Source organism: Ignavibacteriota bacterium (assembly GCA_016713565.1).
Taxonomy (GTDB): Bacteria; Bacteroidota; Ignavibacteria; order Ignavibacteriales; family Melioribacteraceae.
In genome coordinates, this window is sequence record JADJOX010000008.1 from 125,656 (window position 1) to 142,037 (window position 16,382).

The following is a 16,382-nucleotide window of genomic DNA, read 5'->3' on the forward strand; positions in this document are numbered from 1 at the left end:
TCTTTCAATTATTAAACTGTTCGAGAATATTTAGCAGTATCGGTTTTTCTTTCAATAAATCCGTCAAAATTTATGGCAATATTTCTTACCAATAATCTTCCCATTTCCGATACTATTATTTTTCTATTTTCTAATTTTATTAAATTATCTTCAACCAATTCGGATAAATTCGACAAACCAAATTTAAAGTATTCATCAAAATTAATTCCGAATTTATTTTCAATTTGAGCAAAGTCCAATTCAAAATCGCACATAATTTTCATTATAACTTCTTTGCGTATAATATCATCTTGATTCATGGAATAACCCTTCGCAACCGGAAAAATTCCTTCATCCAAAGCTGAAAAATATTCTTTTTCGGTCTTTAAGTTTTGTGAGTATATATTACCAAATTGACTGATGCTTGTAATTCCCAAAGCATACAAATCGGTTCCGGCATTTGTGCTGTATCCTTGAAAATTTCTATATAATTTTTTTTCGGTCAATGCTGCAGAAAGTTCATCGTCAGGTTTAGCAAAATGGTCCATCCCAATAAACACATAACCGGCTTGTGATAGTTTGGCGGCCGACATTTTTAAGATCTGCAATTTTTCTTCGGGAGAAGGTAAATCTTCTGGTTTAATTAATTCCATATGTTTTTTCATCCATGGAACGTGAGCATAATTAAACAGCGCAATTCTATCCGGAGAAATATCAATTATACTTTCAATTGTTTTTTCAAACTCTGGAACAGATTGAAAGGGAAGTCCATAAATCAAATCTAAATTTATGCTTTTAAATTTCAGTTCTCTTACCCAGTCAACAACTTTCCTCGTTAATTCTTCGGGCTGAATTCTATTAACCGCTTTTTGAACTTTTGGATTAAAGTCTTGCACACCCATACTGATTCTGTTAAATCCGCCTTTCCGCAAAGCCGAAAGATGTTCATAAGTTAATTCCCGGGGATCGATTTCGCATCCATTTTCGGGATTTTCAACAAAATTAAAATTACCGTTTATATAAGAAATTAAATCAGTAATTTCATCCGGCAAAAGGTGAGTCGGTGTTCCGCCGCCCCAATGGATTTGGGCGACTTTTCTTCCTGGTTTAATATAAGTGCGAAGCAAATCAATTTCATTTTTAAGATAACTTATATATTTATTTATTCTTTCTCTGTTTCTGGATATAATCATATTGCAGCCGCAGAAATAACAAAGTGTATCGCAATAAGGAATATGAAAATAAAGAGAAATATCATTTGGATCTTCTGTATTGTTCGTTCGTATCAACTCATTTAAATATTCTTTATGAGTGAAATTTTCATGAAATTGCGGCGCGGTCGGATAACTTGTGTATCTTGGACCGGGTCTATCATATTTTTTTACTAAGTCTAAATTTATATCAAACATAATTGCCTTTTATTCGTGAAATTTTACGCTTTCTTCCTTAACTATCTGAACTAATTTTTTAGCATTTTCCGGAGAAATATCCGGAAGAATTCCGTGACCTAAATTGAAAATATGCCCGTTTCCTTTACCAAAAGATCGCAATACTTTTACAGCTTCCAATCTTATTTTTTCTTCTTCGGCATATAAAACAGTTGGATCCATATTGCCTTGAAGCGCAACTTTATCATTTACTTTTTCTCGTATCTCGCCCAAATTCATCGTCCAATCGAAACCTAAAACATCTGCGCCGCAGCCTGCTAAACTTTCTAAATTATAATGAACTCCTTTTGGAAAGTAAATTATCGGTTCATTAGTTTTTTTAATGTTTGAAATAATTTTAGTTATATAAGGCAGAACAAATTCATTAAAATCCGATTGAGATAAAATCCCCGCCCAAGTATCAAAAATTTGAACCGCGTCTGCACCAGCTTCAATTTTAGCGGATAAATATTCCGCGATAACAATTGAAAGCTTATCCAATAATTTATGCGCCAGTTTCGGATTTGAATAAATTAATTTTTTGATCTTTGAAAATGATTTAGAACCTCCGCCTTCAACCATGTATGTTAGCAAAGTCCATGGTGAACCGCTGAAACCAATTAATGGAACTCTACCATTTAATTCTTTTTTGGTGAGTGAAACAGCGTCTAAAACATATTTTAATTCTAAGGCGGGATCAATCAATTTTAATTTTTCAAAATCATTTTCGGTTTGAATCGGAGAAGGGAATATAGGTCCTTTTCCTTCATGCATAATTAATTCCATTCCCATTGCTTCGGGTATTACCAAAATATCTGAAAAAATAATTGCAGCATCAACACCTAAAATATCTATTGGTTGAATTGTAACTTCCGCAGCTATTTCCGGGGTTCTGCACATTGTTAAAAAATCGGCTTTGGCTCTTACTGATCTATATTCCGGTAAATATCTTCCTGCTTGACGCATTATCCAAATTGGTGTTCTTTCAATGTTTTCTTTTCTGCAGGCTTTCAAAAATATATCATTCACTAATTTTGTCAAATTAAATCCTTTGGTTTTTGTAGTAATTTTTAATTTCTTCTACTAAGTTTTTCATATCATAATTATTGGGAATAATGTTTGGAACAATTCCTTTTTTCATTAATGCTTGTTTTGTTGTTGGACCAATTACCGCAATTTTTTTCTCTTTGAAAAAATCAATTGGTTTTTCAATTTCCAAAATATCTATAAAGTTTACAAACGTAGAAGGACTTGTAAAAATAAATAAATCAGCATTAAAGTTTATCAGTTCGTCGATGTTAACTTTATTTATGTCGGGAATTTTATTTTGATAAACTGAACACTTTTCAGAAATTGCTCCAAATTTATTCAGTCCGTCGTATAATTCATTTCTCATTATTTCAGAACCGGGGATTAGAATTTTTTTATCCGCAATATCTAAAGTTGAAATTTCTTTTAATAAATTTTCCGCGCTGAATTTAGATGCCGTAATATATATTGGCATATTAATTTTTTTTAGCGAATTTTCAGTTCCTTTTCCGATCGCAATTATTTTTACTTTATCTAAATTTATTTGAATTTTTAACTCGACAATTCTTTCAAAAAAATATTTTACAGAATTTGAAGAAGTAAAAATCATATAATTAAAATTATTTATTTGAATTAGTATTTCATCTGTTTCAGTATAGTCATCAAGCTTAGTAATTTTAATTGTTGGGAAATTGTAAATTCTTGCTCCAAGTTTTTCCAATTCTTCATTATCATTACGTGTTTGAGACTCCGAACGAGTAATAACAATCTTTATATTTTCTAATGGTAAACTCAATTATCTAATTTCATTAATTTCTTTTAATATTTTTTTCGCGCCGGATTTTAACAGCTCATTTGCCAAATTAACTCCAAGTTTTTCCGCATCCGATTTTTTCCCCTTTATTTTTCCTTTGAATGAAATTGATCCATCCAAAGACGCGACCAAACCTTCCAAATAAAGACCGTTGCTTTTTACTTCCGCGAATGCTCCTATTGGAACTTGACAGCCGCCTTCTAATTTTTTAAGCAATGCTCTTTCGGCAATTACGGCACAATAAGTATTTTCATCATGAATTGACTTAACGATTTTTTCGGCAAATATATTTTTTGAATTAATTTCAATTCCAAGCGCGCCTTGTCCAACCGCGGGTAAAATTTGGTCAATTGGAATAATTGAAGAAATATATTTTTGCAGTTTAAGCCGTTCAACTCCGGCTCTCGCTAAAATAATTGCGTCCCAATTATTTTCAGTGAATTTTTTAATTCTTGTTGGAACATTCCCGCGTAATTCAACTACATTTATATCCGGTCTTAAATGTTTTAGCTGACTTCTTCTTCTTAATGAGCCGGTCGCTACAGTAGCATTTTCCTTCAATGAAAATATAGTTTCTTTTTTCTTTTTTGAGATTAATACATCTTCAACATTATGTCTTTTGGTAACCGCGGCAAGTTTTAATCCTTTTGGAATTTCAGTCTGCAAATCTTTAAGACTATGTACAGCAATATCAATTTCATTATTTAGTAATTTAATTTCCAGTTCTTTTGTGAACAATCCTTTATCACCGATTTTAGAAAGCGCAACGTCAAGAATTTTATCACCTTTGGTGTTAATTACTTTTATCTCAACTTGAAGATTTTTATTATTTTTCTCTAATTCACCTTTAACAAATTTAGCTTGCCACAATGCCAATTCGCTTCCGCGCGTACCAAGAATCAATTTCTGTTTTTCCAAATTTTAATTTTCCTTTTTTCCGTTTAAGGGTTTATTTTCCAAATCGAATAAAAATTTTAAAACACTTGTATGAATGTTTGTTTTATCAAGATCCTCATTGTTTTCGGCAAGTTCTCTTAATTTAATTGTAGGATTATGAAGTATTCTGCCAACCAATCTCTTTGTCATTTCTTCCAGTTTAAGAAAATCTTCATCAGAAACTTTGTTTCTAATTTTATTTAATTCGTCATGTTCAATTGATTCAAAAAACGAGCGAAGTGATTTAATTGTTGGAATAATATCCAATGTATTGAACCAACTGTAAAAGTTTTCTATTTCCTCATCTATAATTTGGTGTACTTTCGGAATTTCGTGTTTTCTTTTTTGGAGATTTTGCTCTACGATAATATTTAAAGAATCGATATCATTATAAAATACGTTGTCAATTTTTCTTACTTTAGGATCAACGTCTCTTGGAATTGCTATATCCATTATAAAGATTGGAGTTCCTTTACGAAGATTAATGGCAGATTTAATATCTTCGTAAGAAACCAAATAATCTTTGGAGCTTGTCGCGCTAATAATAATATCAAATTTGTGTAAATGTTTTTTAAACTCATCGAATTTAACAGTTGAACCCGAAACCTTTTTTGCCAATTTTCCGGCTTTTTCTTCTGTTCTATTTGTAATTGTTATTTTTCCGATATTTCTGCTGTTCAAATGAATTGCGGCTAATTCACTTGTTTCTCCGGCTCCAATAATTAGAGCTTCTTTCTTTTCAAGATTAGCAAATATTTTTTCAATTACTTGAATCGCGGCATAACTGACGGTAACCGCGCCTTGTGAAATGAGAGTTTCCTTTATTGCTCTTTTGCCAATTCTAATCGCGATATCGAATATTTTTCTTGTTGTTGCTTCGGAAAAATTCTCATCGACTGATAAACGGAAACTTTCTTTGCATTGACTTAAAATCTGGCTATCGCCAATGATTAGTGAATCGAGTCCTGACGCTACTTGGGCAATATGTCTAAGTGCGTTTTCGGCTTCAAATGTTTCAATATTTTCTTGTGAAATATTATTAACGTTTTTGAAACTTAATAATTCATTTAAAAGAAAATTATTATTAACATGAGATGTTTTAGGTATTCCAAATATCTCAGTTCTATTACACGTTGAAACGACAAACCCTTCTTTTAAACAATCGTTTTTAATTTTAGTGATGAACTCTCGTTGTTCATCCAAACTTAAATGTAGCGATTCTCTTTGTTCAATAGAAGAAGTTCTATGATTTATAGAAATTCCAATTAAATTCATACCTAACTAAAGAATAAATTTTAATAAAACGAATGAAAACTATTAGAAATAAAGTTTGAAACTAATAGTGATAAAATTGCAATTACAAATCCAACCAATGAAAATAATATTACTTTTTTACCATACCATTTAGCCATAAGCTTTACAAGAATTCCAACTCCAAAAATTATCCAAACAATACTGACTGAAATTAATTTTGGGTCAAGATAACTAATATTCGGAAATGCAATCGGCAGCCAAATAAAACCAATTAAAATAGAAATTGTGAGTAGAATAAATCCAATGAGAACGGAATAAAAATTTAATTTTTCTAAAATTTCCAAACTAGGAAGTCTTTTAAAAATTAATCCATATCTATTTATTTTAATTTCTTTATAGAGAAGATAAAATAGCAAACCGTGAACAGCTGCAATTGTAAATCCGGCATAACCACCTAAAGCGCTAACAACATGAATACCAAGTAATTTATTTCTTAAAACTTCTTTGACTTCAATTAAATCTTGAATAAAAATTGAAGAAATAAGTTGAAAAATGACTGAAAAGAAAATTATAAATGCTCCGGTTCCTCTAATGTCGGTAAGCAATTCCAACAAGAAATAAGAGAAACCAAGACAAAACGCAAGTACGGTAAAAATTTCAAATTTATTTGTAATTGGGGGATGATTAAATTCAACGGTTCGAAGGATTAAATACAGTAAGTGAAAAGATAATGTTATAAATAGGAAAATTCTTTTTGCATTATAAACTTTACTTTCGTCTTTAACAAAATCATAAAGATATATTGAAAATGTAAGAAAATAAAAAAATGGTAATAATATGTTTAATAAATGTACTGTATCGAGCATATATTTTTTAAGAATCTTAGAATAAAAACTGACAAATTTAATCCAGTAAAATTACTTAATTATTGGGAATAATATCTGCCAAAAATTAATTCCTTTTTTAATAAAAATCCTAAAATTACAAAAAAAAAGGCATTCAAAAGAATGCCTTAAAATCAATTATTTACCAAAGCGTTAATTTAAGTCTTTTTCACCGTTTGCATGAGTCAATGTATTCAAAGTTCCGTCTGCGTTAAATGCCGAAGGATGGCAATTATTACTTGCGCATGTTTCAGCTTCAGGATCGGTTCCTTCAAATATATGACCTCTTGGCGGAAGAAGATGGCAAGAGCCGCAAGGCGCCTGTGTCCCATCAACTTTTGTCCAATTAGGAGTATAATTTTCTCCGGTTATAGCTTCGGCTTTATAAATAAAAGCGTATTCCGGGTCGACATCTGTTTTCTTAAATTCAAATTTACCATGGCAGTAATTATTCTCGCATGTGTAATTTGTAAAACTATATCCTGAGATACTCATTTCTGCCGGTAAACCGTCGATATGTGCTTTAACAAATTTCCCACTTCCAACATTTGAAGGATGGCATGTAAAACATGAATATCCATTGCTTAATTCGCTTTCATAAACGTGAGATGAATGAGCTCCAACTCCTTTGTAAGTAGTAGCGATATTATTTCCGAGATCTGTTGGAGGCGCAATTTTCGAAGGATTGGAAAAATCACCATGACAAGTGTTGCATGCTTCAGGACCTTCGCTGTTTGAATGACATCCTAAACAGCTTACATCGGCGGTTCCGCCCGAATAGTCAGCAGCATGACATTTTTGGCATTGAACCATATCCCAATTGGATGCCTGCAGTGTTGCGCTATGAAAATTACTAGAACCTAATTTCCCAAATCCTTCTGGATGAACGCCTTCAAGGACAGGTGTTTGCGTAATATCATCTTGAACATCACTGCAATTAAAAAATGTAATTGATAAAATACCAATAAATAATAATGATAAAATTTTCTGTCTCATATCTTTACCAATAGTTTGAAATTATTTAATCTCCGTTTGCTCCGTGGCAATAACCACAGAAACCTACTCCAGCTGTATTTGTACTGCTATGACAGTCGAAACAAATTGAAGCTCCGTCATTATGCCAATCACCATGAACGTCTCTCATAAAGCCCGAAGGATGAGTTTTGGCGTCGTTTCCTTTTCCTGGGGTTAAATCAGTATGGCACATAATACAACTTGGATCAGCGCCTTGTACATCATGACAGCTTTGACAGCTTTCAATATCGCGACGAGCCAAAATTGCATGATTTCCACCCATTCCAATTGTGCGGCCTAAAACAAAATTTGCATCAGTATGTGATAACGGTGCGACTCCGCCTAAAGAAAAATCACCATTTTCAGAATTATGGCATTCTGCACAGAATGTTTCTGTCTGATGACAAGTTTGGCAATTTTGTGATTTTCCTTTTGCTTCAATTCCATGTGTGTAAACAAAATTCAAATCGTGAACTCTTGTAATAACTTGCTGTTTAGTTCCATCAATATAATTATGAGGTGAATACGGAGTATAAAAATCTTTGCCGGTATTACTTTCTACAATTCCGGTTGTTGATACATGGCAATCTTCGCAAAATGTTTCTTTGTTATGGCACATTTCGCAATTGTCATTATTAAACTTATGATTTTTGAAAAACCCTACTTTCTTATGATCTTCAGGCATTAAATTTACAGTAGAAATATGGCATTGTTCACAATTATTTGAAGCTACACTAACATCGTTATGACATGTGTTGCATTGTTTCATAGAAGGAAAAGCGTTTGCGGATTCGAAACTGTAATCAACTTCCATAATTCCGGAATGGCAATCAGCGCATGCCATTTTATTTTTCTCAATATGGAATTTGTGATTAAAAATCAATTCGGATGAACGCGGAATTAATTCTTCATACACATCTTTATAATGGCACTGCTCGCAATTATCCTCGTCTTTAATATCATGGCATTGAGAACAATTTTCCATTTTGGGCAGAAGCGATACGCCTAATGATGTACTTTCTGCTGCTGTATTATGGCAATCCGAACATACAGCAATTTCATTGTGTGCTTTGTGCGAAAATTTAATTAAAGTTTGGTTTCTGTTGGTCTGCAATTTGGAAGTTTCCAAATTTGTGAAACCAAAATATAGGATTGTTGCCAATCCAATTAGAGAATAAACATGTTTTATTTTCATAGCAAGTCTAAGTTTGTATTGAACCAATAGTTGATTTTGAAAAACAATCTGAGATCGTTTTTATATATTTTATTATCTGAAAATTGACCTTGTAAATCAAAGGAAAGTGTTCTCCACGGACGAATATTTAAACCGGCTAATGCTGAAATAATATCGTTAGCTTCTTCATCGGCGGATAGTTTATAATTTGTATATGCTAAACCAATGGAAGGAGTAAGTAATCCGTTCATAAACGATTTTCCGGTAGATGCGGTAATTGAGCTTAATTCGCCGGCGTATCCTAATGTTTGTCTATAACTTAAACCGCCGTAAATTGAATTAACTCCAATTGTAAATCTTTGAGAATTTTCGTCTTTATATTCAACATCTCCAAATTTACCAAATACAGAAAAATCATTGTTTATCTTATAATCAAGACCGGCTTCAATTTCATTTGTATTGCCGAAATCAAATACCGCAAAAATTGAATTGTATCTGATTTGAGGAGCTCTATAATTGTAGTACAAATCAATACCTAATTTTTCTGTCGCTGCGTAACGTCCGTTTAATTCTACTCTTGAAACCTTCATAAAATTAAAATCAAAATTAATTCTGGCATCTGCATCAACAACTCCAAAATATGAAGCTCCTAAAGAACCATAGCTGTATTGCGTGGAATTATTTTCTATTAAGATTGTAATTGGGTTTAAATTTGCGTCCAATCTTTGGGCATTGTACGAAATAGGTTTAAAACTTTTATCAACATAAGAAAGCGAAAGTTTTGTATTACTTAAACCCGAATATGAAACTTCACCGCCGAAAATGTTATTGTTTTTAAGATCATCGGTAAATTTTAATTCTTGGTAAGCCGGTACAGCTCCGCCGAAATATCCTTCTACCGCAAAATCAGAATAATTTAATTTAACGTTTGCGCCGTCAAATAGACCGCCGGCAACCTGATTAAAAATCGGCTGTCGACCTAATTTTACTGTAGCAACATTAAATACTTTTCTTGCTTCAAAGAAAAGATTATAAACTCTTAATCTTGGATCATTGTCAAGAGCATTGCTGAAATTTGTTTCGAAATTGAGTCTTGATTTAAGTGAATAATTGCCTTCGTTTACATTTAGAGTAAGAGTTTCATACGCTCTAAGAAACATATCACTATTATCAATTGACTGTGCTCTTTCAAATGCATATAAGGATGAAGTTATTCTTCCGTTAATATTTTGCGCTAATAATTGATTAAAAGTGAGCATTGAAAAAGCAAAATAGATTAATATTCTTAATTTCATTTAGTTCTCTATTTTCTTTACTGGTAAATTGTGTTCTATTTTTTTCCACATTGTTTCAAAATCAAAACCGGAAAATGTTGGACTGTCAGGATTGTGACAACCTGTACAATGTTCCTCAGTTTTTCCGTATATATCTAACAAGCCGTTTTGAATGGCGAGTTTTCTATCTTTCATTATTTTAATAGATTTATATTCTGATCCTGCACCGTGGCAAGTTTCACATTGCACACCGTCTTCAATATTAAATCCTTTTTCAATTCTTTCTTCACTTACATCGTAGCTGCTTGCATGGCAAACCAAACATTCAACCAACTCATTGGGAAGTTTTTCAAACCCTTTTTCCGCCGCAATTTTTTTTGCTTCATCGGTTAAAAGTGTTTTGTATGCATTTGCATGAATACTTTCTTTCCAAATTTCATACTGTTTTCCTTGTTTATCGGATTTGTGACACTTTCCGCAAGCTTCGGCACCGATATAATTAAACATTGGCGGATCATCGGCAAATATTCTCAAATTTGAAAAAAGCAACATAGTTAGAGTATAAATTAAATATTTAAAGAACGGTTTTCTCATAATACCTCCACAAATTTTGTGAAATAAATTATGATATTTTATATAATTAAAAGTTTTAATAACTGTTAAGATTTAATTTATAATTATATAATAAAAAAATACATCCTATCGAAAATATAAGAAAAAAAGATTTAATTATCCTATAAAAATATTTTTTTTTTAGAATTTTTAGATTAGAGCTTTGAAATGAAATTTTGGTGATTTAAAATAAAAAAGGATATCTAATTGATATCCTTTTTTTTGTAAAAGATAATTTGAAATTAACCTTTTTCTCAGGAACCGAATGTTTGATTTTATCCCACATTTCCTTGAACTTGAATTCCTTGAAAGTAGGACTTTTATCATTATGGCAGGTTAAACATTGTTTTTCAATAGCGGCTTCATTAGCGTATTCTGTCATGCCGGCAGCAACAGAAGCAGCATGATCTTCCATAACCTTTTTAGATTTGTATTCAGAACCGGCACCATGACAAGTTTCACATTGTACGCCATCTTCAATTTTGAAATTTTTATCAAGAAGAGAAGCGTCTACTTTGCTTCCTAATGTATGGCAAGCTAGGCATTCAGGAGTTTCAACTGCCGAAGTTTTAAAACCTTTATCGGCAGCAATTTTATTTGCTTTTTCGCCTTTAAGAGTTTCGTAAGCTTTTGCGTGCGAACTTCCTTCCCATACTTTTAACTGTTCGCCTTGTTCAGCTTTTTTATGACACATTCCGCATGATTTTACGCCGACATATTTTTTCTGAGCATTTACCGAAAAAGTAAACGCAAGTAAAAATATTAAGAAAATTGAGATTTTTTGCACTTTTACCTCCATTATTTACAAATAAATTGATACGAACATCTTTTTATAAAATACTAATAAAATTTTGTTTAAGCAAATTTATATAATGATATTATAAATTAACATTTTTAAAAAGTTCCAGCGTTTATGGATTCAATCCTGTATGACAATCAACGCAAATTCCTTCTTTCCAATCATCGCCGATATCGTCCGGATGCTTAAATTCCAAAAACGAATTATAATTTGCGACTTCTAAATTTTCAGGCTCTCCTTGTGCGCTAATTATATGACACAAATTGCAGTTTTTAGAAATTATTTCCCCAGATTCGGATTCATGAGAATCTGAGTGGCACCTGAAACATCCGGGGAATTCCATATGTCCGATGTTATTTGGATAAGCTTCCCATCTAACGTTCATTTCCGGAAAAATATTTTTTTTATAAATGTTCTGTAAACCCGAAACTGCTTTTTCAATAAGCGGTTTGTTTCCGTTCATTATTTCCGGATAGTTTTCGCCGTAAAATTGCTCAATTTTATTTTTAATATTAGACATCGCCGAATCAGTTGTCGAAAATTTTTCATCACAAATTTCCATGCATAAATTTTTAATCTCGGGAAGTTCTTTCGGAATGTTTCCTCTGCTTATAGCTTCGTTAACGAACAATGTCGGCGGTTTATAAATATGAGATGGTCTGTTATGGCAGTCGATACAATCCATTGTTCTTACTTTTAAGGAATCAAGCATTTTAGGACTAAAATTCAAATCGGAATTAATAAATATTTTTTCTTTACCGGTTTTTTTATCTGTGTATTTTACCCAAGGAATCTGTTGCTCCTTATCATCTAAAGATACAAATTCAATTTTAACATTTGGATTTATATGCCAATGAATTCCTGATTCTAAACCTTTTGCATTATCCGAAGGTCCAATTTTCATTATTAACGAAATATCCCATTCGCTGTTTTTTTCATCAGTGAGAAAATGTTTTTCAGTTCTTAATTGTCTGGAGTAGAATTTTTGAGGCCAATGACATTCTTCACAAGTTTCGCGTGCTGGTCTTAAATTTTTTATTGGTGTGGGAATAGGTTTTGGATATACATTGGCAATTACCGCGTAAACTTGATAAAGTCCCGATAATTTAGATTTTACATACCAATCCGCGCCTGTGCCAACGTGACATTCTACACATCTTACTTTTGCATGTGCTGAATTTTGGTAAGCCGTGTATTCCGGATTCATTACCGAATGACACAGTGTTCCGCAGAATTCCGTTGATTCAGTATAATGGAAAGCTTCGTAACTTCCGAGCGCTGAAATAAACAAAAATATTGTAGTGCCTGCTGCAAAAATTAGAAATGCATTTCTGTGATCTTTTCTGTTCAAATCAATAAAAGGTAATTTTCTTTCTATGGTTTTATTCTTGTTAAAATTTTTTAACATACCAATGGGAATTAAAATTAAACCGCCTATTAAAAACGCCGGTAAAATTATATAAATTACCAATCCGAGATATGATCCGCCTTTATCGTAGAAATAAGAAATGGCAAAAAGAAAAACGATCATAAAAAGACTAATTATTGAAATAACAGCGCCGGTTAAAGAAATCCAGTTGTATGCCGAGGTCGGGAGTTTAATTTTCATATAAATTACTCCTAATGTAAAGGAAAGAAAGCTCAATTGATTTTAGTAGGTTAAAACCAACTGAAAAATTATTTGACCTTGAAAATAAAAACTAAGCTAAATTATTATTAATTTTTTCGATTTCTTCTTCATACCACATTCTTAATTCAAGATCCTTATTTAGTTCACCTTGGATTACATTCTCCAAATCATAGCCATTCTTTTCAAGAACATTTTTAAATAGCTTAGTGTAATTGGATAATTTCTTTCTAGGATGTCCTTCTAAATTATATTCATACCATTCAAGAATAATTCTTTTGAAATGTCTTTCATGATGATGTCGATAATGTTCAAGAGTCATTTTTCCGTCAACCCAAGTAAAGTTCATCGGATATTCGGAAGGTCTGTAAATAACAAAGAACCAATGCCAAATAAGAATTGCCAATGATGCAAGAATTGCTTCCATAAAATGAACAATTTCACTTACTTTTATAAGCCAAACCGGAGCCCAGTCGCCAACCATTGTTGGAAACCAAAGTATCAAGCCTGTCAATGCCATAACAAAGGTTCCCCAAATTAGCGCCCAATATTCAGCTTTTTCAGCATAGTCATATCTTTCAAATTCAGGATGTTTTTTTGACAATCGTAAATAATAAGTAATGTTTTCTCTTAGATCGGTTATATCCTTAAATGTAGGAAGAAGTTCTTTTAGAACATCTCTTCCTCTTGCGGTAAAAGCTAAATAAAATACATGGTATAAACTTAAAACAATCATTAATACCGCAGAAACTCTATGTGTGTATTGTCTAATAGTTTCCGACATACCTAAATTCAATAACCCTTCTGCCCAAAAGCTGTTTGGATATTTCAAAGCAAAACCGGTTATTGCTAGAACAATAAATGAAACTGCAAGGAGTATATGCTGAACGACTTCATTTTTAGTAAATCGCGGCATTCTGATTGCATTTTTTTCTTTTTTCCTTTTCTTTCTCGTTTCATATAAAAAGATAAGTAAATTATGTGCGAACATTCCGCCGATTACAGCAATTATTAGCCAGAAATAAATACTGCTCACCAAACTTTCAATGGATCTCGCGCTTTCCGATTCGGTTTTGTGTGAATAACTTTTGCTGAAAATTTCGGTAGCATCCTTATGACATTTTTGGCATGTTTTTGTCACATTCTCAGAATTTGTAGAAGCTTTAGGATTTCTGCTTGGCAAAATGCTGTGCACGTTGTGGCAATCTATACATAATGCTGCATCTTTATCTCCGCGCAATGCTGCAAGTCCATGATAACTGCTCAAATATTCTTCAACTTGATTTCCTTCTTTGCCGTATTTTTTTGCAATTCGCGAATTTTCATGACATCCGATACAAGTTTCCTGCTGCATTTTCATTCGGTTTGCTTCTCTGCCTAAATCTTTAATTTCTTCAATGCTATGTTCATTATGACAGTCATTACAAACCGGAGCATCTTTAATTCCTCTTGAAACTCTCATCCAGTGAATTGAGTTTTTATATTCCGCAACTTCTTTCTCATGACATTTTTCGCAAGTGTTTGGGATATTTAAAGGAGAAATTTTGGAGCCATCCATAACTCTGTTTTTAATATCATGAACTCCATGACATGTAGAGCAATTTGCCGCTTCTTTGTCGCCTGCAGAAACGTGTTTTCCATGAACCGATTGCGAATACATTCTACCGGGTCGTACGACACTCATTTCAAATTTTTCTTCAAATGTCGGATCATCGTGGCAGTTACCGCAAGTCTTTGCTAAATTTTTTGGATGCACTTTACTTTTTTCATCTTTAACATTTAATATATCATGCGAACCATGGCAACTGTAACAATTTGCGGCTTCTTTTACGCCTTCAGCCAATTTAAGTCCATGAATACTTTGCTTATGTTCATCAAATATTGTTTTGTGACACGATTCGCAATTTGAACTTTTTGCCATTTCTTCATTAGAATCATGAGTCTCCAAATTGGTTGAAGCAAATGTATGGCAATCGGCACAAGCAAGTTTACTATGAACAGATTTAGCTAATTCGGTATTAAAACTTTCAACATCGTCATGACATTCGGCACATTTGGCATTGCTGACAAATATATTTTTATGAAAACCTGACGGATTTTTACTTTCCTTATGGCAGCTTGAACAGAAATATTTTGCCTTATCCGGTATCGATTTTAGGGGCTTAGCATTGTGATAAGAATGGCACGTTAAACAATCAGGAAATTTCTTGTCAGGATTTTTTGATTTTAATCTATGGTGAATATCTGATTTTTGCTGTTCGCCAATTTTATTATGACAATTTGCGCAATTTACTTTGTAAATATTTTCGCCATCTTTATGTGGAATATCCGACGCATCAAAACCGGTATGACAATCAACACAAGCGACTTTATTGTGAGCTGAATTATTAAACAAATTTTCGGCAACAAATAATGAAACTTCTTTACCGTTTCTCTCATAATTCAATGTTTCATCTGAATGACAGTCAAAACAATCAGAATTACTTTGAGAATAAGTTATGTTGATTTGTAATAAAAGAACATATAAAATGAACAATTTATATTTCATATTTTTTTTTAATTTTAATGAACGTTAAATGTTAATAGCAAATTAAAGGATTATTATATCTTTTTCTAAAATATTTAGAATAATTTTTATAATCAAACGCAGAATTAAATTAACTTGTTGAAAAATTTTAGCAAAAATCGAAATTACCTATATAAGAAAATCATTGAATAGATAATCATTATTATTATAGTAATTCCAATTGCCAAAGCTGTAAAACCAAAAACTTTTGCGGCTTTAACCAACCAAATTGGAGGTGGTTCAACAAGACTTTCGTCCAATTCGTCTGTCTCTGTTAAAATTTTATATTGGCGAGGTCTATCTTCCTTTAATTCTTCAACTGTTAAACTTCCCGTAAAAATTGTTAAATCGATTGGAAATTTATCCGGACGAAAATGTGTATTAAAAAAGTGAACCGTAAAAATAAATCCAACTGCAAGAAGTGCTTCATCGCTGTGGATTATAGTTGCAACATTAATAAACCATCCAGGTAATCCTAAAAAAGTAAAAAATTCGGGGAACCATAAAACTAATCCGCTTATTCCGATAACAGCAATGCCCCAAAATACAGCAAAGTAATCGAACTTTTCCCAATATGTCCATCTGCCGTATTCCGGTCGAGGTCCTTTTCCCAAAAACCATTTCATTGTTCCAATAAATTCGGTTAAATCTCTTTTATTGAACATCATGGAATTATCACCGGTAAATAAATATTTGGCTGATTTTTCTTTTCTCTTTTTATGCAGATAATAAATATGCATTCCGAAATAAATAAAAGTTATAATTGCTCCAACTCGGTGAACAAACCCTGTTACTTGATACCCTCCCAAAAATTTGGATAAATTTTGGAAAATGCTTACGTCCGCAAATTTAATTGTCATTCCCGTAACGGCTAATGATAAAAAGCTTATAATGATTAATAAATGCGTAAATCTTAAAAAAGGTTCGAATCGCTGATAATGCTTTTGGCTCTGCTTTGAATTTTCATTATCTAGTTTCATTAAATTCCAATTA

At 32.2% G+C, this 16,382-nt stretch carries 14 protein-coding genes; all 14 read right to left on the reverse strand.

All coding sequences use genetic code 11. The annotated features are described in order from the left end of the window. Positions 1-11 precede the first annotated feature (11 nt). Positions 12-1,388, reverse strand: coding sequence for an oxygen-independent coproporphyrinogen III oxidase (gene hemN, locus IPK06_15165; protein ID MBK7981314.1), 1,377 nt, complete (start codon positions 1,386-1,388; stop codon positions 12-14). A 9-nt stretch (positions 1,389-1,397) separates the two neighbouring features. Further along, positions 1,398-2,447: a uroporphyrinogen decarboxylase gene (locus IPK06_15170; protein MBK7981315.1), complete on the reverse strand. Its 1,050-nt coding sequence runs from the start codon at positions 2,445-2,447 to the stop codon at positions 1,398-1,400. A gap of 1 nt (position 2,448) precedes the next feature. Continuing rightward, positions 2,449-3,231 (reverse strand): uroporphyrinogen-III synthase, encoded by a 783-nt coding sequence (locus IPK06_15175; protein ID MBK7981316.1) that lies wholly within the window; start codon positions 3,229-3,231, stop codon positions 2,449-2,451. Continuing rightward, positions 3,232-4,167, reverse strand: coding sequence for a hydroxymethylbilane synthase (gene hemC / locus IPK06_15180; GenBank protein MBK7981317.1), 936 nt, complete (start codon positions 4,165-4,167; stop codon positions 3,232-3,234). Between the two features lie 3 nt (positions 4,168-4,170). Further along, complete coding sequence (locus tag IPK06_15185; protein MBK7981318.1) at positions 4,171-5,460, reverse strand: glutamyl-tRNA reductase; 1,290 nt, start codon at positions 5,458-5,460, stop codon at positions 4,171-4,173. Between the two features lie 20 nt (positions 5,461-5,480). Beyond that, positions 5,481-6,305, reverse strand: coding sequence for a cytochrome c biogenesis protein CcsA (gene ccsA, locus IPK06_15190; protein ID MBK7981319.1), 825 nt, complete (start codon positions 6,303-6,305; stop codon positions 5,481-5,483). A gap of 171 nt (positions 6,306-6,476) precedes the next feature. Beyond that, positions 6,477-7,319 (reverse strand): hypothetical protein, encoded by an 843-nt coding sequence (locus IPK06_15195; protein MBK7981320.1) that lies wholly within the window; start codon positions 7,317-7,319, stop codon positions 6,477-6,479. Between the two features lie 25 nt (positions 7,320-7,344). Further along, on the reverse strand, positions 7,345-8,532 hold the full coding sequence (locus tag IPK06_15200) for a cytochrome C (GenBank protein ID MBK7981321.1): 1,188 nt from the start codon (positions 8,530-8,532) through the stop codon (positions 7,345-7,347). Beyond that, positions 8,529-9,806: a hypothetical protein gene (locus tag IPK06_15205; GenBank protein ID MBK7981322.1), complete on the reverse strand. Its 1,278-nt coding sequence runs from the start codon at positions 9,804-9,806 to the stop codon at positions 8,529-8,531. Before IPK06_15205 ends, IPK06_15200 begins: the two co-directional genes overlap by 4 nt. Then, the gene (locus IPK06_15210) at positions 9,807-10,292 is read right to left on the reverse strand and encodes a cytochrome c family protein (GenBank protein MBK7981323.1); all 486 of its coding nucleotides are present in this window, start codon (positions 10,290-10,292) and stop codon (positions 9,807-9,809) included. 289 nt (positions 10,293-10,581) lie between these two features. Beyond that, positions 10,582-11,196: a cytochrome C554 gene (locus IPK06_15215; GenBank protein ID MBK7981324.1), complete on the reverse strand. Its 615-nt coding sequence runs from the start codon at positions 11,194-11,196 to the stop codon at positions 10,582-10,584. A gap of 112 nt (positions 11,197-11,308) precedes the next feature. Then, positions 11,309-12,805: a NapC/NirT family cytochrome c gene (locus IPK06_15220; GenBank protein ID MBK7981325.1), complete on the reverse strand. Its 1,497-nt coding sequence runs from the start codon at positions 12,803-12,805 to the stop codon at positions 11,309-11,311. Between the two features lie 91 nt (positions 12,806-12,896). Continuing rightward, positions 12,897-15,371 (reverse strand): cytochrome b/b6 domain-containing protein, encoded by a 2,475-nt coding sequence (locus IPK06_15225; GenBank protein MBK7981326.1) that lies wholly within the window; start codon positions 15,369-15,371, stop codon positions 12,897-12,899. A gap of 143 nt (positions 15,372-15,514) precedes the next feature. Beyond that, positions 15,515-16,369 (reverse strand): hypothetical protein, encoded by an 855-nt coding sequence (locus tag IPK06_15230; GenBank protein MBK7981327.1) that lies wholly within the window; start codon positions 16,367-16,369, stop codon positions 15,515-15,517. Between the last annotated feature and the right edge of the window lie 13 nt (positions 16,370-16,382).

What these genes read in the sequence shown, in the direction of transcription:
- IPK06_15225 (MBK7981326.1), bottom strand. Translation starts at nt 15,371, where the DNA reads ATGAAATATAAATTGTTCATTTTATATGTTCTTTTATTACAAATCAAC.
- ccsA (MBK7981319.1), bottom strand. Translation starts at nt 6,305, where the DNA reads ATGCTCGATACAGTACATTTATTAAACATATTATTACCATTTTTTTAT.
- IPK06_15205 (MBK7981322.1), bottom strand. Translation starts at nt 9,806, where the DNA reads ATGAAATTAAGAATATTAATCTATTTTGCTTTTTCAATGCTCACTTTT.
- IPK06_15220 (MBK7981325.1), bottom strand. Translation starts at nt 12,805, where the DNA reads ATGAAAATTAAACTCCCGACCTCGGCATACAACTGGATTTCTTTAACC.
- IPK06_15195 (MBK7981320.1), bottom strand. Translation starts at nt 7,319, where the DNA reads ATGAGACAGAAAATTTTATCATTATTATTTATTGGTATTTTATCAATT.
- IPK06_15200 (MBK7981321.1), bottom strand. Translation starts at nt 8,532, where the DNA reads ATGAAAATAAAACATGTTTATTCTCTAATTGGATTGGCAACAATCCTA.
- IPK06_15230 (MBK7981327.1), bottom strand. Translation starts at nt 16,369, where the DNA reads ATGAAACTAGATAATGAAAATTCAAAGCAGAGCCAAAAGCATTATCAG.
- hemN (MBK7981314.1), bottom strand. Translation starts at nt 1,388, where the DNA reads ATGTTTGATATAAATTTAGACTTAGTAAAAAAATATGATAGACCCGGT.
- IPK06_15210 (MBK7981323.1), bottom strand. Translation starts at nt 10,292, where the DNA reads ATGTTTAATTATATCGGTGCCGAAGCTTGCGGAAAGTGTCACAAATCC.
- IPK06_15215 (MBK7981324.1), bottom strand. Translation starts at nt 11,196, where the DNA reads ATGGAGGTAAAAGTGCAAAAAATCTCAATTTTCTTAATATTTTTACTT.
- IPK06_15185 (MBK7981318.1), bottom strand. Translation starts at nt 5,460, where the DNA reads ATGAATTTAATTGGAATTTCTATAAATCATAGAACTTCTTCTATTGAA.